General features: G+C 62.4%; 19 protein-coding genes and 1 pseudogene. 8 read left to right on the top strand and 12 right to left on the bottom strand.

Translation table 11 applies throughout. The annotated features are described in order from the left end of the window. Positions 1-446: 446 nt before the first annotated feature. The 3 genes from ACSQ86_RS34720 to ACSQ86_RS34730 all read left to right on the top strand — a co-directional run bounded on the left by ACSQ86_RS34720 (position 447) and on the right by ACSQ86_RS34730 (position 2,769). Complete coding sequence (locus ACSQ86_RS34720) at positions 447-899, top strand: hypothetical protein (RefSeq protein ID WP_436310714.1); 453 nt, start codon at positions 447-449, stop codon at positions 897-899. Positions 900-901: 2 nt separating this feature from the next. Further along, on the top strand, positions 902-1,843 hold the full coding sequence (locus ACSQ86_RS34725) for an NAD-dependent protein deacetylase (RefSeq protein WP_436310896.1): 942 nt from the start codon (positions 902-904) through the stop codon (positions 1,841-1,843). Positions 1,844-2,526: 683 nt separating this feature from the next. Continuing rightward, positions 2,527-2,769, top strand: a complete 243-nt coding sequence (locus ACSQ86_RS34730; RefSeq protein ID WP_436310715.1) for a hypothetical protein — start codon at positions 2,527-2,529, stop codon at positions 2,767-2,769. Positions 2,770-2,786: 17 nt separating this feature from the next. Here the strand turns inward: ACSQ86_RS34730 and ACSQ86_RS34735 are convergent, their stop codons facing one another. The 11 genes from ACSQ86_RS34735 to ACSQ86_RS34785 form a co-directional block, all read right to left on the bottom strand. Beyond that, entirely contained in the window at positions 2,787-3,299 is a 513-nt protein-coding gene (locus tag ACSQ86_RS34735; RefSeq protein ID WP_436310716.1) for a hypothetical protein, read from the bottom strand. Between the two features lie 5 nt (positions 3,300-3,304). Next, complete coding sequence (locus ACSQ86_RS34740; protein ID WP_436310717.1) at positions 3,305-4,327, bottom strand: hypothetical protein; 1,023 nt, start codon at positions 4,325-4,327, stop codon at positions 3,305-3,307. Positions 4,328-4,345: 18 nt separating this feature from the next. Beyond that, complete coding sequence (locus ACSQ86_RS34745) at positions 4,346-5,218, bottom strand: hypothetical protein (protein WP_436310718.1); 873 nt, start codon at positions 5,216-5,218, stop codon at positions 4,346-4,348. Positions 5,219-5,258: 40 nt separating this feature from the next. Beyond that, positions 5,259-5,708 carry a hypothetical protein gene (locus ACSQ86_RS34750; RefSeq protein WP_436310719.1) on the bottom strand — a complete coding sequence of 150 codons (450 nt, stop codon included), beginning with the start codon at positions 5,706-5,708 and terminating at the stop codon, positions 5,259-5,261. Between the two features lie 80 nt (positions 5,709-5,788). Continuing rightward, positions 5,789-6,961: a hypothetical protein gene (locus ACSQ86_RS34755; RefSeq protein ID WP_436310720.1), complete on the bottom strand. Its 1,173-nt coding sequence runs from the start codon at positions 6,959-6,961 to the stop codon at positions 5,789-5,791. Between the two features lies 1 nt (position 6,962). Beyond that, positions 6,963-8,876, bottom strand: a complete 1,914-nt coding sequence (locus tag ACSQ86_RS34760; protein WP_436310721.1) for an ORC-CDC6 family AAA ATPase — start codon at positions 8,874-8,876, stop codon at positions 6,963-6,965. After that, positions 8,876-9,982: a phosphoribosyltransferase-like protein gene (locus ACSQ86_RS34765; protein ID WP_436310897.1), complete on the bottom strand. Its 1,107-nt coding sequence runs from the start codon at positions 9,980-9,982 to the stop codon at positions 8,876-8,878. Before ACSQ86_RS34765 ends, ACSQ86_RS34760 begins: the two co-directional genes overlap by 1 nt. Next, complete coding sequence (locus ACSQ86_RS34770) at positions 9,975-11,960, bottom strand: HAD family hydrolase (protein ID WP_436310722.1); 1,986 nt, start codon at positions 11,958-11,960, stop codon at positions 9,975-9,977. The genes ACSQ86_RS34765 and ACSQ86_RS34770 overlap by 8 nt, the downstream gene beginning before the upstream one ends. Further along, positions 11,957-12,562 (bottom strand): NADAR family protein, encoded by a 606-nt coding sequence (locus ACSQ86_RS34775; RefSeq protein ID WP_436310723.1) that lies wholly within the window; start codon positions 12,560-12,562, stop codon positions 11,957-11,959. Before ACSQ86_RS34775 ends, ACSQ86_RS34770 begins: the two co-directional genes overlap by 4 nt. Continuing rightward, on the bottom strand, positions 12,559-12,756 hold the full coding sequence (locus ACSQ86_RS34780) for a type II toxin -antitoxin system TacA 1-like antitoxin (protein ID WP_436310724.1): 198 nt from the start codon (positions 12,754-12,756) through the stop codon (positions 12,559-12,561). The genes ACSQ86_RS34775 and ACSQ86_RS34780 overlap by 4 nt, the downstream gene beginning before the upstream one ends. Before the next feature lie 336 nt (positions 12,757-13,092). Further along, complete coding sequence (locus ACSQ86_RS34785) at positions 13,093-13,902, bottom strand: hypothetical protein (protein ID WP_436310725.1); 810 nt, start codon at positions 13,900-13,902, stop codon at positions 13,093-13,095. Positions 13,903-14,420: 518 nt separating this feature from the next. Here ACSQ86_RS34785 and ACSQ86_RS34790 point away from each other — a divergent pair. The 3 genes and pseudogenes from ACSQ86_RS34790 to ACSQ86_RS34800 all read left to right on the top strand — a co-directional run. Next, positions 14,421-14,603: pseudogene (locus ACSQ86_RS34790) on the top strand (DUF932 domain-containing protein); the annotation flags it as partial. Between the two features lie 303 nt (positions 14,604-14,906). Beyond that, on the top strand, positions 14,907-15,179 hold the full coding sequence (locus tag ACSQ86_RS34795; RefSeq protein ID WP_436310726.1) for a hypothetical protein: 273 nt from the start codon (positions 14,907-14,909) through the stop codon (positions 15,177-15,179). After that, positions 15,136-16,068, top strand: a complete 933-nt coding sequence (locus ACSQ86_RS34800; RefSeq protein ID WP_436310727.1) for an exonuclease domain-containing protein — start codon at positions 15,136-15,138, stop codon at positions 16,066-16,068. The genes ACSQ86_RS34795 and ACSQ86_RS34800 overlap by 44 nt, the downstream gene beginning before the upstream one ends. Before the next feature lie 367 nt (positions 16,069-16,435). Here the strand turns inward: ACSQ86_RS34800 and ACSQ86_RS34805 are convergent, their stop codons facing one another. Beyond that, positions 16,436-17,455, bottom strand: a complete 1,020-nt coding sequence (locus tag ACSQ86_RS34805; RefSeq protein ID WP_436310728.1) for a hypothetical protein — start codon at positions 17,453-17,455, stop codon at positions 16,436-16,438. A 41-nt stretch (positions 17,456-17,496) separates the two neighbouring features. On the opposite strand from ACSQ86_RS34805, the gene ACSQ86_RS34810 reads away from it, so the two are divergent. Both ACSQ86_RS34810 and ACSQ86_RS34815 read left to right on the top strand, forming a co-directional pair. Beyond that, entirely contained in the window at positions 17,497-18,108 is a 612-nt protein-coding gene (locus ACSQ86_RS34810; RefSeq protein WP_436310729.1) for a hypothetical protein, read from the top strand. 11 nt (positions 18,109-18,119) lie between these two features. Then, entirely contained in the window at positions 18,120-19,022 is a 903-nt protein-coding gene (locus ACSQ86_RS34815; RefSeq protein ID WP_436310730.1) for a hypothetical protein, read from the top strand. The last annotated feature ends 4 nt before the right edge of the window (positions 19,023-19,026 follow it).

A 19,026-nucleotide genomic window follows, 5' to 3' on the forward strand; every position in this document is an offset into this window, starting at 1 on the left:
GCGTCGGGGATGGTCGTTCATGAACACGGAGCATAGAGCGTAAGCTGAAACGGAAAAGAAGTGATCGCCGGCACCGCCTGCCTTCCCACATCCATCTTCTTGTGCTCGCCAATGGAGTGCCTCGCCTACGCCGGGGCTCATCCCTCAGCGCCCTGACCTTGAGTCAAGATGGGACGGCCGGACGCTTGCCCAAGGCCGGCGGCGGCGGCCGGCGATCACAAACGAGGGGTGGCACGGCCACCGTGATCGTTGCCGACGTGACCCAGTCGGACGGCATTCTCCACGTGGTAGACAAGATGCTGTTGCCGAAGTGAGGCACAACGATGAGCGCGGCGCGGTTCCGTGGGGCGCGGTCACTACACTCTTCGGTCTCGTCAAGCACGCAACGCCTGCCGCGCGCCCCTGGCGTTTGAACTCCAACACGCTGCCCGACGAAAGGCAACGCCATGTCCCTGACCGACAAGCTCCAGATCCCTACGGCGAACGCGGACGGCAGCTTTGCCGCGCCGGTGCCGCCGCCGGCGGATAGCGCGGCCGACGCGCTGCGCGACGCGCAGGCGCAGCACGCGGTGCTGGCCGAGCAACTCGACGCGGTCAACGAGTTGCTGGCCAAGCCGCTCAACGAGATTCTGGCGGACCGCGAACGCTTCAAGGAATCGGCCGCTGCGTGGGACGCCTTCGGCGCCATGTGGATTCTGTCGCAGCGCGCGATGAAGCGTGTGGCGCTCGACCTCGCTGCGCAGCTCGGCGTGAGCGAGGACGAGGTGGTGGCCCGTGCGCTGGTGCACGCTAACGAGGTGCTGAACGGCGACGGCGTGGATCTGGGCGGCCTCATTGCCGAGGCTCAGCTCGCGCACATCGCCAGGCACAAGCCCTTACTGCGCAAGCAGTTCCGCTGAACATCGCGAAGAGCCCCGCCGCCTGCGCGGCGACGCCGGCCGCCGTATGCTCGGTTGCCATGGACGCCTCCACCTCGCTCGCCGACTTCGCCGCGCGCCATCCCCGCCTCTTCGTGCTGACCGGCGCCGGCTGCAGCACCGACTCGGGCATTCCCGACTACCGCGACGTCAACGGCGACTGGAAGCGACCGTCGCCGGTCACCCTCCAGGCCTTCACCGGCGACGAGCTCACGCGGCGCCGCTACTGGGCACGCAGCCTCGTCGGCTGGCCGACCATGGCGACAGCCGAGCCTGGCGCCTCGCACCGCGCGCTGGCCCGCCTCGAGGCCTCGGGCCGCGTGGGACTACTGCTCACGCAGAACGTCGACGGCCTGCACGACGCCGCCGGCAGCCGCCAGACCATCGACCTGCACGGCCGCATCGACACCGTGCGCTGCCTCGGCTGCGAGACGCGCACGCCGCGTGCCGAAATGCAGCAGTCGCTGCGTGCGCGCAACCCCGCGTGGGCCGCACTGGAAGCCCGCGCCGCACCGGACGGCGATGCTGACGTCGAAGACCAGGATTTCGCCAGCTTCGACGTGCCGACCTGTCCGGTCTGCGGCGGCATGCTCAAGCCCGACGTGGTGTTCTTCGGCGAGAGCGTACCGCGCGAGCGCGTGCAAGCCGCCTATGCGGCGCTGAGTGAAGCCGATGCCGTGTTGGTCGCCGGCTCGTCGCTGATGGTGTATTCGGGCTTCCGGTTCGTGCAGGCGGCCGTGGCCGCAGGCAAGCCGGTGGCGGCGGTCAACCTCGGACGCACGCGTGCCGACGATCTGTTGGCGTTGAAGGTCGTGCAGCCGGTGGGCGAGGCATTGACGGCCCTGGCGGAGCAGCTGGCGCATGAGCGTCAAGGCTCAGCGATCGACGTGGCGACCGCTGCCACTGGTGCGGCATGGTTCACATAAGTGGTTGTCGTGCATTGGGTTTTTCAAGATGAACATATCGAACTGCACGAACAGTAAGATCACCCCGACTTGTCGTTCATGGGCTTCGCTCAATCTGCACGTTGAACTCGATCTGAATGGACATGCGCGGGTGTTCGAGCCTTGGGTAGGCGACGAAGGTGTGGACGTGAGCGCGCTGCACCGTGTACGCCCAGGGCGGCAAAATGACGTATGGCCAAGCGACCGCCCATCGGTAAGTGTGTTCACTGTCTAAAAGACAGCGTTGAGCGAAACTGGGACCATGTGTTCCCAGTCGGGTGGTACCCAGACACCACACCTGCAAACATCGACAAATGGAAGGCGCCAAGCTGCCTGGCATGCAACTCTGCTCTGGGACGCGTTGAGAGCCGCTTTATCTCTTTGATCGCTTTGACGCTGGATCCGAAGGTGAGGGAGACCGCCGGCATTCCGCAAAAAGTGCTCCGCTCGCTGAAACCCGAATTCGCACGAAATGAAGTCGATGCACTGGCGCGGACGGCTGCAGCCAAGCGTGTCACCGCAAGCATCTACCACGGACCGTTTGAGGCACGGAACGTCTATCCGACTGCTGGCACTGAAGCGGCACGGGCCCGCTCCGACCAAATCCCATTCCTGATCCCAAGGAACTGTTCGAGAAAGTCACGGAGAAAATCGTTCGAGGCATCGTGTATGTCGAGACGGGGCGGTTCGTCGAGCCACCGCTACGAATTCAATTTTTTGCGGATGGCCCCGATATGCCAAGCAGCGAGTTTGTGCAGGTTATCCGGACACATGGAAAGACTTTGGAGCGCCAGCCCGGGATTCAAATCAATCATGCAATAGAGCCTGAAGATGGCGTTAGTGGGCTTTTTGAGATCGTCTTCTGGGGTGGGCAGATCAAGACATATGCTTCAGTTGGAGCCGACTGAAGCGAGGCCGCACGGAGTCAATCGACGGCATATGCCGTCGCCTTCTTGACGAACAGGCAAAGCATCTCGTCGGCCTCTTTAGACTCCCACTCCGCGCCCACACGCGCGAAGCCCAGCTTGCCCAATGTCGTTTGCATTCGGCCGTTGTCGGTGCCCGTCGTGGCGAAAACGCCGTCAGTCGCCGTCAACAAGATGAGCGGCTCGCAAAGCGCTATGGACTTTCCGCCCACTGCAGAAGGAGCGACTGACACCCAGCCGAGCTCGAACGCGTAGGTCGGCTCCGGTAACGACTCTCCGGAACTCACCGCGACCCGCTCTCTGTAACCCTGATTCGGGCGCTTCAAGCCGGCGACGCCGACGAGAACGCCATCCAGCCTCAAAAACGCCAGGCTGTGCGCCTCCTGAAGTCGACCTCGGAGTCCGGCTGTCGCAACCTTGCCGGCCGAAGCGACTAGATCGAAGAACTCGCCAAGTTCACCCTGCGAGCACGCCTGGGGCGACTTGACCGTGCATTGAGCAACGGAAGGCATTTCGACTACTGCTGTTCGAGCGGATCGGATTCGTCGAGCCTCATGAGCCTTCGGCGACGATTGGTCTCGGCGATGGCATCGGCAACTGTCTCATAGCGGCCAGACAGCAAGGTATCGAGCGCGCAGTAATGCGAATCCGTCGGCCAGATGTTGCGGCCGGACCGAACCTTTTTGGCTGGGGTCATCGCCGGCCCCAGCGTGTAGAGAAAGACCGGGTCCTGCCCAACCGGCCAATTCTTGTTGAGGCGATTGAGATTTACCAGCACGTCGACCTTCTCCACGAAATGCACGCTCTGCACCTTGCCGTGATACCGGAAGCCGATGTAGTTCTGAGGAACCTTAGGGAAGCGCGGATAGGTTGGGCCGCCCACGGGATGGAAATACTGCGGCGGATCACCCGTGGCCACATCGATCCATGTGTAACCTCGGCCTTCGATTATCTCCTTGGTGCCAAGCGGAACGAGGTAGACGATGCTGCTGAGAATGTCCTGCATTTGCATGTAACGCTCCAAGTGGTTGCCTAATTGCTCTAGCCACAATCTTTCGACGGCTTGACGCGTCTTCGCACGGCACTGCGCCGCCAGCCTAACGATGTCCTCCCATGACCGATGGGTCGTCGGTACGCCAGCGAGTTTCGGGGGCAGTTTCACGAACCTGCGATTCATGGCCGTGAGGCTCACCAGCTTAGTGAGCCTCGACACCTTGGGGTCAATGCGCTCGGCATACAGCCTGAACTGCGATTCGGTCGGAATGACCCAGCCAACTTTGGCTTCGATGATCGCGTGGCACTCGGATCCTGTGCGCAATTCAAGGTCGGTGAATCCGCCTGCTCCCGGCTCGTGCCGCTGCATATCCACCCGCAACTCGGACGCGTCGACCTGCTCGCCGAACAAGTCTTCCAGCAGGGCGCGCGCAAAGGTCGGTGACTGCGCGAGCGTCCAGCCCAAAGCAGCCGTCGCGCTGTTCTCGTCGATGCCTGAGGCGCCGAACACAGTCGAAAGCTCGCGGCTTCTCCAAAACGCCTTCATCGTTCCTCCTCCGACTTTTTATTGGCGGCAGGTCGGTCCGACTGTTGCTCGACGAGAGGTAAATGCATCCTCGCCAAACATTTCAACATCGGCTTGCATCGCCCGAAAAGCGTCGCTGCTTGCGAAAGCGTCGACGTTCTTCGCGAAAGCGCCGTCGATCTTCGCCTGCTGCTTCTCCGTGACACCCGCCAATGCGGCGCCCGCCGCCAGGGCCTTATCAGTCAAATATCCCCAAAGCGCGCCAGGCAATTCATAGTCTCGCGGGCCGACCCATCCCTCGTTGCTTGCGACTGCTGCGCCTCTCCAGCGTTGGGTGTCGGGGCGCACCGTTCCGAATATGGCGAAGCGGCCCAACTTCGCGAATGTGAAGATGGAGGTCCGACCGTGGCAAAGATCCATCTGGATCATTCGCGTGAGGTATCGATTGATGTTGGGCGCGGCCGAATCCATGGAGGTCGACTCGATCAGGTCGAAGGGCACCATGTGCTGCCGGTAGTCGCCTGGATGTGCGCGCTTGCCCAGCAGAAATTCTCGCCAGACAATTTCCACGCGTCTGCACTGCTCAATGGATTCGGCGTCCCAGTCGTCGAACTCGTTCTTCTCCAGCGCTAAACGAAGGAGGCGCCACGACACCGAACAGCAGAAACGGAGCAGCCAAGGGCCATATGGGTGGCGGCGGCTTGAATCTTGAAGGAATGGATAAAAGATGCGAGCGGCGAACGCGCGCTCGTCTTTGCTGAAAAGTTCCTCGCACTCCACGCATAACCAGCGGAGCTTGACGCCGTCCTGAACCCGAAGGTTCGGCTCCGCGGTGCTGCGCAAGTGCGAGCCGCCCGCGCTCTCGCGCTTCCACTTGAAAACGAAGGCGGGCAGGATATGGCTAAGCAGCAATGGCTTGTCTTGGCCGCAAAGTCTGCAAAGCTCCGGCATCTCAGAACTTTGGGGGGAAATCTCGGATGTCGGCCACGATGACGAGGCTGAACAGGCCGCCCTGAATGCCTCGGCATACCAGTTCGCGAATTGCCGGGGTCAGTGCCGAACGGTCGCTCGCGAAGTTGGTGAGGTAATCGCCGCCAGAGACTCTTTTCTCATCAAAATAGTCGCATAGTGGATCGTGAGGATTGCTACCGTCCGGCCCCCGAAAGCGGAAATGGGTCTGCGTGACCGCCCTGTCCGTCGCGCGCCCTCGGCCGCTCCCCACCAGGATGGCGCCTGCGGCGCCGCAGCAGCTGCATTCGATGTCGGTGGACGCCAATGCCCGCAACGCATTTGGGACGCCAGCCAGTTCAGCATCGCCCTGCGCCGCATACCCATGCAGACGCAGCCATTGTTCGACATCGAGTTCGCGCCCCCATTGCTTCGAAAACGCAGTGATCGGCATCCCGTCGTCCTGTTCTCAACGCTACCAAACGGCCAGCTGGCGGGGCCGGATGCCATGGGGATCGCTCGCGCACTCCCCGCTCACTTCGGCGCTCCATATGCTTCACCCGTGAGCAACAGCAGCGAAACTTCCGGCTTCGACTGGCGCAGGGCATCGACCGACGCTATGTAGCGCCTGGGCTCGGCGTGGGGAATCGCAACGCCATACTTGGCGTTCCAGTCCGACGGCCGCATCTCGAAACAAGCCAGGCCCGTGCCCAGGGTGATGAGCTTGCTGCCCAACGGCGTCATCACGAGTCGGCATCCGCCCAGGATCGCCATGCTGTTCCGGTAGCGCTTCATGGCCCCTAAAAGTTGCCGGTAGGCTTCGAACGGCTGAGACTCCTGGGCGTACAGGATGTTCGACGTCGGCGTCCTGCGGCTGTCAAACAGCGGCTCCCGGTACTCGACCAGTAACCGATCGGCGCGGCGCGGGTCCTTCGACGGATGCGGCACTACAGGGCAGACCTCGGCTTCAGTCGGAATCGAGGCTGCGATCTTCTGCAACTGGTTCACCCGTCCTTCACCGAGCACTGGAAACCACACGAGTGGCCAGTCCTGCACGCTCTCGAGCTGCCAGGTCGCGAAAAACCCCGGAATGTTCACGAGGTCGTTGCTCGGGTCTTCGGCCCGGATCTGTCCGTCCAGCTTGGCATCCTCGGCGACTAGCACTTGGAAATTGACGCCATTGGCATACAACGGGTGGTCCGCCCCCTCCACCGGCACCTTGTTGGGCACGAGTCTTTGCAGAATATTTGTGAGCAGCGCGAGATAGGTCGCGCGGGGCAGCGAGCTGACGTCAAGGACGATGTCCGTCTTGCCGTCGATCTCGTCGAGAACGGCCTTGACTCGCTGGCGCAGCGCGTCGCTGGCACTGGCCTCTTCCTCGCCCTCAGCCTGCGCGACGGTCACCGTGGCCGTTTCGCCCAGAGGGGCGAACACCGCCTGCAGCGCTGCGGCGTTTTCCTGCGTGAGCGTCTCGATCTCGTCGTCCAATTCGTAGCCTTGAAAGCCCAGCAGCAGCAGTTTGGCGCTCACGGTCTTCCTTCCCGCGCCTTGCTGACCCGCCACGAATTCGCGCATTACCGACTGCGCGCGCACGTCGAAACCTCGGCCAGCGATGTACAGCAGTTTGACCGGCCGGTCCTTCAGCAGGTCGTCCCACAGTTCGTGGACGCCATCGCCGCGGCGAAAAACATAGTGATCCCAAAGCATGCTAGCTTGTCTCCAGGCTCTTACGGCCGGGCGTGAGTCGACGCTCCATCCACCTCATCAGCTCACCCACGGAAACGTCGCGCCATCCACCCATCTGCAATGGAAGGCCGTAGTTGACACACAGCGATCGGTTGAGGTAGAAGATGGTGCCGCTGTCGCGCGACCCGGTGGCTTGGCTCTCCCTTTGCACCAGCAAGTTTTCCGCTGCACATTCGGCCAACACGCGTTGCAGCGCCACTCCTGGTGGACCGAAGGCACCAGGCGCGATCAATTTGGCCAACTCAGCACGCGAAAGTCGCACCCCCGTCACGCCTGGGGCATAGGGCGCATTTGGCGCGAATGTTTGGTCGTAGCAGAACGCGCCGATGGAATCGAGCAGTCGCTGGGCCCGGGTACCTTCGGTATGCGACTTGGGAATGAAGTCGCGCTTGCGGCCGGCAGCCTCGCGAAGCAGCTTGTCCTGTTCCAGAGGCGAGAGAATGGGTTCGGACTTGCGAAGCACTTGCTTTGCCTGCAGGCCGACATAAAGCGCTGCCGCGAGCGCCAGCAGTTCCTCGACATTGCTCGTGGCCATCACGCACAAGCGGTCGAATCCGAAGTAGTAGGGGATGCCCAGTTCTTCGTGCATGAACAGCTCCGCGGCGCTGCGGACCTGGGAACTGTCACGGTCCTCCAGCTCTTCCTCGGTCAAGGTCAGGTCCAGGGACAATTGGCGCTTGGACTCGTCCCGCACCAGCAGGATTCGCGTGACATAGAGCTCCAGCAGCGACTCCAGATTCTGGTCGGACGTGTACTGGTCCGCCCGCGCCAGCCACTGGGCATAGCGCTGCTTGGACTGGTGGCGCTCCACCTCATTGCGGAAGCGCTCGATGCCCTCGGCAACCTGGATTCGCACCTCGCCGCTGACCAGTTCGTCACGCAGGCATTGGGTGAACGACCCCACCGGCACCGCGTCCTGGTTCTTCATACGCCGATCCAGGATGTTTTGCGCATAGGAGACGAACTGGCTCATCCCCTTGGCATCGCTCCACATCCGGTCTAGGTTGTACTCGCGCAGATCGCGGCCTTCGCGGGCACCCTGCGACAGCAGTTCAGTCCCCAGCGCGACGGTGCGCTCGGCCAGCCAAATCGGGATGGACGGGCGCATCACCGTCAGTTCGTCTACCAAGAGCGCTCGCTGCTTGCGGCGCAGCTTGTGCATGTCGTCGACCATCAGGAGCCGTTGGCCACCGACGGCCCGGCCCTCGTGGCTGAAGGCAATTGATTGCAACCAAAGCACGCCCTCAAATCGGACCTGGGCAGGCAGAGCCGTGTTGACAGGCCCCATGAACGTGTCGAGCTGCGCATAGACTTGCTGTTCGTGTTCCTCCGCCCAAGTCGCCAGTTCCAATGCGTTCGAGATTCCCGGGATGCCCTGCAGGCCAGGCAAAGCCGAATGGTCGAGCGACACCTCCGCCAACTGCTCGGGGGCGCTGAAGCCCAGCAGCGCCCCCAGGCTGCGCAGCGTGCGCAGCACGATCCGGCAATCCAGCAGCGCCCGGAAAAGCCCCTCCTGCTGCAAGCCCTCGCTGGAGGGCAGATCGGCATATCCGGACGCGCAGCTGAGATAGACACCCAGCAGTTGCGGGCTCTCGCCTTCGGTCAGCAACCCGCGGTTGAGCAGCTTCTGGAACGACTCGGACAGTTCGGGGCGATTGCGGGAATGCCAGAAGGCGCGCAACGCCGGCGGCGTGAACGCGCGCAGAAGCGTCGTCTTGCCGGCACCCGGCGAGCTTCGGAACACGTGCACGGCACCATCAAAGGCATCCTCCGCCAGCTTCTCGAGAATCTTCGGAGAGAACAGGCGGACGAACTCCGTGTCAGAGGTCGTGCGCTCTGACATGCGCTCCAAAAAAGGATTGGCGTTGTAGGCCATCAGAACTCCCGATGACGGCTGACGCGGGGGAATAGCCCGTGCGGCTGGAACTGCTCCGGTCCCCATAACAAGAACACCGAGTTGTTTGGCGTGTTGTGGCCCAAGACCACCGGCAATGCGCATCCGCCAAAGCCCAGGCTGGCATCGTCGGTTCCACCGACAAGGAAGTGCTTATCGACCACGCTGTTGTTGCTGTAGGCCGGGTTGGCCAGCAGGGCCTGCATCTCGGGACTGCTATTGAACGTGAGCGAAACTTCGGGCTCAATCGGGCACAAGACGCGCACTTGGAGTGGCTTGTAGCCGTGGTCTGTCGTGAACCGCTCCGACCAATATTCGATGTGGTCGATCGCCTGGCGCGTCGCGGTGTACAGCATCAAAAACACTTCGTAGTGCGAAGGATCGACCATGCCGCGCTGGTGAAGCCGCTGATAGATCTTGGGCAGCTTGCCCTTGAATCGGCGCGAGACATTGTCATAGCGAATGTAGGTGTTGCCGCTGCCTGAGAAATCATCTAGCAGCCAGATCAGATTGAAGCGCGGGTCCTCGGATGCGAAGCCGGCGCGTTGCAGCGACGCGCCGAGGTCCTGGAGCATGTCTTCGGCTTTCTCGTCGCCCAGCTCGTAGGCCTGCCAAATCTGCTCGTTGCCGATCTCGCCATCGCTGGCGCGTCGCAGCTCGTTGGTGCGCGCACCATCGCTCAGGCCGAGATACAACGACGTCAGACGCAGTTGCTCGAAGCGCCTGTGGCGAGCGATTTCCTGGACCCTGAACGACGGGATCTCGTGTTCCTCGGATACCAACCGCATGCGTTCCTGAACGATCCAGTCACGGTAGGCGGTACGAACCAGATGGGAGAATTCATCGTCCGAGATGAACACTAAGTGATCCAGGACCAGCCGCAAGGCGGTCTGCCGATCCTGCGGCTCGAACTGGTGGAGCCACAACGCCAGGCTCTCAATGAATCGGCGCCCGGGGCCGAAGCGCTGGTAATGGTCGTACTTGAAGTCGGCCAGCAGTTGCAGGGTCGGCAACACTTGGGGCACGGTTTCCAAGTCCTCCCATCCCATCACCTTGGCCAGCAGTTTGGCGGCGTTCTGATCACGCATCTTGGGCACCCCCGCTGTCGCCTGCATCCGGGAAAGCTAGGCGAAACACGCCGCCCTCCTCGTGCACCATCCGCTCCAAGTACCACAACGTAGCATCGACGTCGCGCTTCTCAGCCGGCGCAAGCTTCCAAGCCCGGTCCAAGCGACGCGAGGGCATGTCCACACTCAGCGAGTACCGGTGCTCCAGCAGTGCGGCATCGTTGCCCGGCCACGCCCCCTGATCGCCCATCGTCAGGATTTCGTAGGGGTCGACCTTGTCCTTTTGGATGATGTCCGCCACGAGAGCCGACTTGCTCACACCTTTGGCAAGGATGTCTACCGAGTGTTTGCTGCGAACCATGGTCGAGAGATCGAGACCCGCTTGGCGCAGCGCGTCGGCAATCACGAACCACATGCCATCGGTCGCCAGACCCTCGCGGAAGCGAACACTGACCTGAAAGGGATGGGTGGTGCGATGAGCCAGGATGGGCACCCCTTGGGACTTCAAGCGCACCACGATGCGCGTCACGTGGCTGAGGAACTCGCTGGTTTCCGCTGCCGGCTTCGGCGGCACATCCGCCGCGGCGATCCAGCCGCCGTTGTACAGACCGAGCCTGATCTTGGGCAGGACGTCGTGCGGCATGACGTCTTGCAGGCAAGCCTGGATCGAGCCTCCCCGCCCCGAAGCGATGCCGACGACGATGCCGGCCCGGCTCAACCGCACGAGATGATCCACGACGCTGGGCGGCGGGGGGCCGTCCTTGCTCTGCGAGCTGCACAGCGTGCCGTCGTAGTCGAACACCACGGCCTTGAAACGCTGTGTGCGAATCGTGTCTGCAAAAGCACGGGCCGCGCGGCGCATCGTGCCGTGGTCTCGCTGCGAAGGCCAATGGGCACCGAGCACCTCGTACTTGGACTGCTCCTCGGCAGGTCCTGCCGGCATCGGTAGCGGTATCACGTCTCGCAGATTTGCGTAGTGAATCTCACGCCCGTAGGTCGGCACTTCGGGGCGACCGGGGTCTTTGCCAAGCTGGCGCCCGACTGAAGCCACCAGGTGCATCTGCGCTACCAGGCCCGCGATCAGGTGAACGGGATCGGCACCGGACAAGGACATGGTCAGCGTCGGAATGCCGCTGGGGAACTTGCTGCGCATTCCGTCCCACAGCTTGTCCAGCGACGGTTCCACCAGAGCAAGGATGGCGCAGTCCTGCGGGCGCTGCGCGAGCCACAAGTGTCGGCCGTGGGCATAAGAACGCAGATCGGCCAGTTGAATGTGCAGAAGCGCACCCTCAGAAAGCTTCGATTCCAAGTCGGTCGCGATGGCCCGCAGCAAAGGTGAGTAGACGACGGTGAGAACGCCACGCCGCACCGCCTCGGCGATGAAGGGCTGGGCTACCGCGAGCCACTCTTCTACGCTTTGTTCGCCTACCCGCAATGCTGCGATGTCCGGCGGCATCGGCTGCCGGAGGCCGTTGAGTTCGCCGTAAGCCCGCGCCACCAGAACTGCATCAAGCAGCAGACTGTTGGTGGCCAGATAGCCATCCTTCTTCGCAAGTTCGAAGACGTAGGGCTTGACGCCCGGCAGGGACTGCACGTGCGTCATCAAAGGGCTGTCCCGCCGGTTGGTCAAGACGTGGACCGTCCGCGAGCTGAACCGGCGCGCGCGTTCGAGCGCTTCCACGATGTCAGGATTCTTGCCTTCGGCGGACACGAGGAAGACCGGACTCGACGAGGCCAGGGCCGGAGTGCAGATGATCTCCAGCGGTGTCGAGGGGCGAGAAACCCGGCCGGTGTAAGCCTCGTGGAGGCTGCACAGCAAGGACGCCACCGTGAATGATCCTCCCGAGCCGACGCCGATCATGCTAGCTTCGGCCGTACTGGCGATCGCAAGCTTCAACGCCTCAATGTCGGCAGCGCATGCCGCCGAGTAGCTGTTCCCCAACTGCGCAAGTTCGCCCTCGTAATGATTGGGCGCCAACAGCATGTTGGGGGCGGTCATGCGATCGCGGTCACCCGCTTGGAGGCCGCCTTCGGGCCTGCCGAAGTCCTTTTGGATGCGGCCGTCTTCTTCGCGGCAGGTACGCTTGCCGGGCGCTGCTTCGCGTACTCCGTTCGAAGCTCCATCAGCATCACCCCCAACATGTTCTCGCCCTTGCCATCCACTTCGCCCCAGAGTCGATTGACGGCGTTGTTGACGGTCCCGGCCTCTACCAGTCTGGATCGACCAGTGGACAGCAGCAACTCTCGCAAATCGGTGTGCTGGTCGAATTTCGCGCGCAGCACGGCGCGCATCCGGTCGAACTTGATCTGGGCCCAATTGGGCACCACGTCCCACACATACAGGCCGTGCGCGGCCATCGCAGCCAGCGCAGGTGTCGGTGCGCTCAGAATCCATTGGCGCACCGCGGGCTTGAGCGCCTTGCCGGCCTGATACGCGTGCTCCGAGGTGGGATATATCGTCCCCTCAAACTCAATCGGCCGCTTGAACAGGTTGCTGAATGCGCCATACGGCTTCTCATTGGCGCGATAGAAGCGGATGTCCTGGATGGCAGCGCTCTGAGCGGCTGGACGTCTGCGCGCCGTCTGCGGCGTCTTGGTCATTGACGAGATTCCTTGGCAAAGTGTTCGGGGCTCAGTCCCAGCGTCCGGCAATGGTTGACGATGAGCACCTCCAGAAAGCTGGTGAGGCTGCGGTGCTCGCGCTCTGCCGCAGCCTCGGCCGCGGCTTTGATCTTGGGGTCGAGCCGGACCGTGAGCGTGGCGGTCTTGACCTTTGGACGGCGCGTGGTGGCCATAGGCTGGTGATGCTGTGAGCCGATACAGAAAGGCTTAAATGTACTGCACTTAGCAGTGCAATTTGGAGCGTGGAGCAGCGTCCCTGACGGGCCGCCAGTCCAGACGGGGCTCACCCTCGAGCCCGCAGGCAGTCGAGCCAGCGCGGTGGGAAAGGCCCCTTGGCGCACACTGCGCGTCAATCTCTGCAAGCCCTCGCGGACTGCGACATCCGCCACCGCCACTTCTACAGACTGCTGGCCCCGGCCCATGCCATTTGCGCACCCCGTTGCAGAAGGCCACCGGATAGGCTGCGGCTGATCGGCCCGGACCAAAGTTACCGGAAGGCCCGTCGGTGGCTACTTGGCTCCATCGCGTTCACGCTGACGGAGCCGCTTCACGTACTGGCCATCGACCAGGTCTTCGGCGCTCAGGTCCAGGACGCAGTTGGCCAAAGAAGCGAGAGTGTTGTCGGTGGCTTTGAAGTCCTTGGGCAGTTGGCCGTAGTTGCGCCCGCTGTTCTCGTCGATGGCTGCGAGCACTGCCTTGATGAAATCGGCCCGGGACGGGCGCGAAGCCATGGTGGCGGCCGCAGTCAAAGGGTCTGTGGCTTCCGTGACGGCGTCCTCAGCATCGGAGGCCAGCTCTTGCAGGATGTCGCTCAGCGACGGCCAATACTTCAGATCGAACTGGCCGTGAAGGTCATTGAGGCGCTCCTGGACGTACGACATGAAAAGGTAGTTGCTCTTGGCCGCCGCCTCGATCACATCGCACACGTGGTAGTGGGTGTCGGTGCTGAAGCCGGAGGTGTTGTGCAGATCGGAGCGCTGCTGTAGCAGACCAGTCAGCTCTGCCGCCCTCCTCGCAATCTGCTGGTTGATTTTGGCGAGATCGCCGCGTGCGGTACGCGCCGCCGCGATCTTGTCTGGGCTCCAGGATGCGCCGGTGCTCAGGACGAGTCCTAGAAAGGTTTGCAGCGCGTGGGGATGCGCGTATAGCTTGCCATGCAGTTCATCGTAGGCCGCGGTCAGCTCGATGCCGCGAGCGAGCAGCCGATCGGCCACAGCGTTCTCGCTGGGCAGGATGCTGTGCTCGATGTTGTAGTGCTTCCCCTCGATGAGGATGTTCTCGCAGATCTGCTTCGAGTTTTTGGATTGAGGTGCGCTCATGGCCTGTCTTTGATGGTGAAGATGGCTGGTAGCGTATTTGACCAAGCCAGTTCTGTCGGTACCTCAATGCCCGCGATCGAACAGGTGTTCAGGTACCGAATGCCGATCCAAGTCTGGGCGTCCCCGGCCAAGAAGGCGACCGGGCGCGCTGTCGTGCTGCGCATCGAGCCGCCTGCGGCGTGTCGCCCCTTTCGGGCATCCAGCGTTCCCTCCCTCCGTCGGCTGGCGTCTTCGGTCCGGCTCGTTGATCCGGGCCTGCGCGCTTCGCTTGCGTGGAGTCGGCGCCAAGTGCGGTCGTTGCCTCATCCCTGTCTTCCCTTCTTTCATCACCATTCCAGCGAACGTAGCGCATGCCTCCGTGCCGTCAAGGCGCGCGAGGCCGTGTCCTCGTCTGCGGCTGCGGGCCGCACCAACCCCGCGCATTCTTCCTTGACGGCCCGTCACCACGCGCCCGGTCTCGGTCTTGCGCGGGCGATGAACTCAGGAAAGACGGTTGCAACGAGGCCGGCCCAGGTCTCGGCGCGGAAGCCAACGAAATCATCCTACTGAACTCCCATGACGGGACGAGCAGCTATCAGATGCTGGCCGGCATGCTTCGCTTTGTCTGCAAGAACGGCCTTGTTTGTGGCGACGCCGTGGCGGACGTGCGGCGCATTAGAGACAAGGCTAACGCGATGCCCGATCGGCGCCGAGCAGCTTAGCGTTCCGCTGGCGACCGATCACGCTCGCCTGGCTGCGCCTTTGTTCACGTTTGTTGAGGATCTTCAAGAAGTTCGCGTCTCGTACTGTGCACCCCGGCCTACGATCTCCAGAGAAGAAAACAAGACTTGCGTCCGACGCCGGCAAAGGAAGCATCCACGCCGCCGCCTTTCATATTCAAAACCAGACATCCCATGACAAGAATACTCCACGCTGTCGGCGCCCCCCTGCCACCCCAAGAGACATGGGCCGACCGCTGGGAGGGGCGCGACGGGGGTTTGATCTGTTCTTGGGCGCGGGGTCTTATGAAAGCCAAAGAATCGCCAGCTTTGTGCGTCCTCGCACTCAAAGGTGAGTTGCCGCCCTTGGCCTGGAAGGGCGGGTCGGACAGACCTCTGAAGGCAGGCAAACGCACCGGTTCGCTGCACTACCTCGCGACATGGCAGGGCCTGCGCGGTGAAGACCTCGACATTGACACCGACGCCACGATCAGTCTGACCTGCACTCGCTTTCAGACGCAAGTCACCTTCACCAATGACCTTCAAGCGTTGGCCTTGGCGCCGTGCGACGAAGGTTGATGTCATGGCTCGGTTTGTAGCCGTCGACGTTGAAACCGCGAACTCCCGTCGCGCGTCAATCTGCCAAATCGGTTTGGTCGTCTACGAGAACAGAAAAATCGTTGACGAGTGGACGACGCTGGTCAATCCCGAGGATGAATTCAACGTCATCAACGTTGGCATCCATGGCATCGGGCGCAGGGCAGTTGCATCTGCGCCGACGTTGCCCGAGGTTATGGGGGAAGTCAGAAAACGCCTTGATGGGTCGTGCGTCGCCAGCTACGGTGATTTCGATCGCAGCGCTTTCCTTCAAGCTGCGGCGCGCTATAACTTCCCCGCCCTGGACGGTCAGTGGCTGGATCTGCAACACGTCGTCAAGCAGGCATGGCCCGCGGAGTTCACCGCAGGCGGCTGGGCATTGAAGAAGGTTTGTGCGCAACTTGGCATCGGCCTATCCAATCACCACGACGCGCTTGCAGATGCGCGCGCAGCCGGGCAGGTGTTTGTCAAGGCGCAGGAGAACACCAATACCTGGGCGCGGGACTGGTTTGACATGGTCCGCGGCGCAATTGCCGGTGCCGGCGATATGCGGCCCCAAAAAGCCTCAGCTCCTGAAGCGAATCCCACAGGAGCACTGGCCGGCTTCAGGATTGTTTTCACTGGCGAACTGTCGATGCCGCGCGGCGTCGCTGAAGCGAAGGCTGCAGCGCTCGGGCTCCGGAGCTGCAGCAGCGTCTCCAAGAAAACCAACATCGTCGTGGTCGGGGAGCAGGATCTGTCTTTGGTGGGCGCTGACGGCATGAGCACGAAGCAGCGAAAAGCTGCTCAGCTGAACACAGCCGGCGCAAACATCCGTGTCATGGACGGCGCACAGTTCGAAGCGCTCCTGCGTCAACATGGCCATCTCTAGCGGACGGACGTTGCGGAGCGCTTTCATATGCGCCGCGCTTCTGCTGGCAGCCCTCGCGGCGCACGCGAACTATCCCTGCTCTGGCAGCAAGGGTGGCATTGCGCATTGCGCTGGCGCCAGGTTTGTGTGCAATGACGGGTCCATCAGCGCTTCCAAAAGGATTTGTTCGGGCGCACCATCCAGCAGTCCCACATTGAACCTGATCACTCCGCAGCGTGGAGCTGTCGAAACATGCTCCTGCCGTTCCGGCAACATCTGTACTGGCCCGCGTGGCGGCCAGTATTGCTTGAGTGACACAGGAGCGAAGAGCTACCTAAGACGCTGACCTCTGGGTGCAGCCGCGCGCCGAGACTGCTTGATTTGCCGGTCAGCTCGCAGACTCGCGCAAGGGTCGACCAATCTTGCGCGCATGGTCGAAGCTGTAAACGTGCTCACGTGCGGAGCGCCGGCAGCGCCCCACGATTCGGCCGGGGAAGTCCTTGCCTCCATCGAAGAGCTCGACGCTCGCGTTGCAGATGGGACAAGTTGATGTGTAGCGGGCAAAAACGAGTTCGCCAGCGGTGTCCACAGTGGACGGGCGGAGTTCTAGCGTGACGTTGTCTTTCGACAAAGGCGTGAGCAGCGAGGGCGCCATGACGATCCGAAGATCGAACAGCTCACCGAAGAAGCGGAAAACTGATGCGACGCCTGCGATCAGCATCAGAAAGACGAACACGGTCGTGACGTCAGCCGGACTGAGCGGACGTGTGACCCGTATCCCGAAGTAGAGCAACAGCCAAGCCAGAATGAGCACGGCGATCAAACCCGTCATGACGGTCAGCATCAACGACCATCGCGCAGCGGCCGTCCATGGGACGATGCCGGCATTCAGCGCCTTGCTTAGCCACGCGCCTGGCGCAGTGATGCTCTCCGGCGTGTAGTAGATCCCGCCCTGCGGCACGAGAGACACTGGCTCCGGCGCTCCTTCATGGGGAAGCGGATCTGCCAAGATCCGGTAGGTCGAAGGGTTGCCTTGGAGCTTCTCGAGCCTCGGAATGAATTCCGACCTCTCGCGACGGGCCGCCGCAATCATGCCCTCCCGCCATTCCTTCTCGGCTTCGATCAGTCGCGCCCAGTGCGGGCTGAGCCATGCGCTGGGGTCCTTGGCGATGTCCGGCGCAACGCCGGTTTTAAGGTTCAGCGTTGTGATGTGGATTGACTTTCCCTCCAACGCGCGGGCCACCGTCTGCGTGGCCAATTCCTTCAGCACTTCGAACGCCTTGTGTCGGACCGCGAGCTGCGTGTTATCCAAGTAAGCAAGCACTACCGCCGCGGCCTGCACTTCTGGCGGGCGGGAGTCCTCCGCGGAGGCTTCCAGGAGGGTTTCGGACTGCGCGGCGAGGGTCATGCTCTAGAGCATAAGGCGCTCCAACACCTCAAGGGCCCCTCATGGCAACGCAGACTTTTCGGAATTCACGCAGGCGGCGAAACGCCCGGCGCACGCATCAGAATCCGCGACCTCAGGATCCGCAAGGGACGCCGCATGATCAGGCGATTCGGCGCCTGACTTTGGAACTGAGAGCGCGCGAAGGTCTGATGGGGCTGTTTCATGCCGGAGTCACTTGGCGCGCCCTGGCCTGCCTCGTTGACCTGAGCAGGCCCGTAGTCGTCGAACACGAAAAGTCGATCAAGATTGGAAGTAGCCGGTTCGTTCCGGATCTGGTCGTGCGGTGCCCGCAGACAGACCGGATCCTGCTGGTGATTGAAGTCTGGCACACCCATGCCGTTTCCGGTCGCAAGAAGGCGGCGTTCCAGGCGGCCGGGTTCCCTTGGATCGAGGTCCGGTCGTGGCACGTCATCTCGCGATACCGACGGCGCCCCTTGCCGGTGCTCGACTGGGGCGGCGCCGGATTACCGATCGGACCGGAACAGTTCGGACTTTTCGACCTTATTGCGCCAGAGCTTTGCTCAATCAACCGGATCTATGTCACATCGCAGACGGCTTTGTTGCGGCCGCGGCGTTTGCCTGCCTGTGGCTTGTTACCATTTGTGCGAGCATAGGAGAAGAAGCAGTGAGTGAAGCGATCGGATGGCTGGCCCTCCTGGCAGGCCTGGGTGTTCTTGTCAACTACGACTCTGGAAAACGAGACGGCCGATTCAAGACAGGCTTCAAAGACAACATCGTGCCCACGCAAATGCCAATGGGGCCACGACTGGGCTGGACGGCAGGGCTGTGGGCGATTGCAGCCGCTTGCCTGGCCGGAAAATCTTTCGTTCTGCCCGCCGCTTCAGCGCTCGTGTTCGTGATGGCCGCTTTCGCGACTTGGCGACTCTACCCTCACTTCTGGTCCCGCTATCAACGAAGCGGCACTTCCAACGCCGCCTTCACTGCAGCGCGAATGAGCATGACCCTCGTGGTCGGCGGCATCGCCATGTACTTCACCGCCGAAGGTCTCACTCACTACGCCGACTCGACCGCCGTGCTGGATCGGCGGCCGGCCGCTGCATCGTCGACGGCCTCTACCGCGCCATTGCAGGAGGCAAAGGTCATCGAATCAACCTCGGCTACACCGACTGCGTCGGATGCGCCTGCCGTTTCCGATCTCACCGAGCTGCCGCAGGTATCGATGCTCGCTAGTGAGCACAGCCAAGTGAGTTCGGTCCGGGCTCTTTCCGTGGATGAAGGTAGCCCTCCGGGCGCCGATGACCCTCTCTCCATCGGGGTGGAGACTGGAATACAGCCGCGCGGCGAGGTTGCGGAGTTGCCGCGCGGTCGCCTGACAACAGTTTCTCCGGTCCGAGGGCCTGCGTACGCCTCAGACGAGTCCGCCGGTCCTGCGACGACCTCGCGTTTCCCCAGCCGGACGATCGAACGCGGTGTTGTAGTCACGCGCGGTGAGCCGGTCGAGTCAAGCCGGTCTCAACAAGGATATGTAGACCCTATGCGTGTCGGCCCGCAGAGCGATGGCCCTTAAGTCA

The organism is Variovorax sp. LjRoot130 (assembly GCF_964253755.1).
Classification (GTDB): domain Bacteria; phylum Pseudomonadota; class Gammaproteobacteria; order Burkholderiales; family Burkholderiaceae_C; genus Variovorax.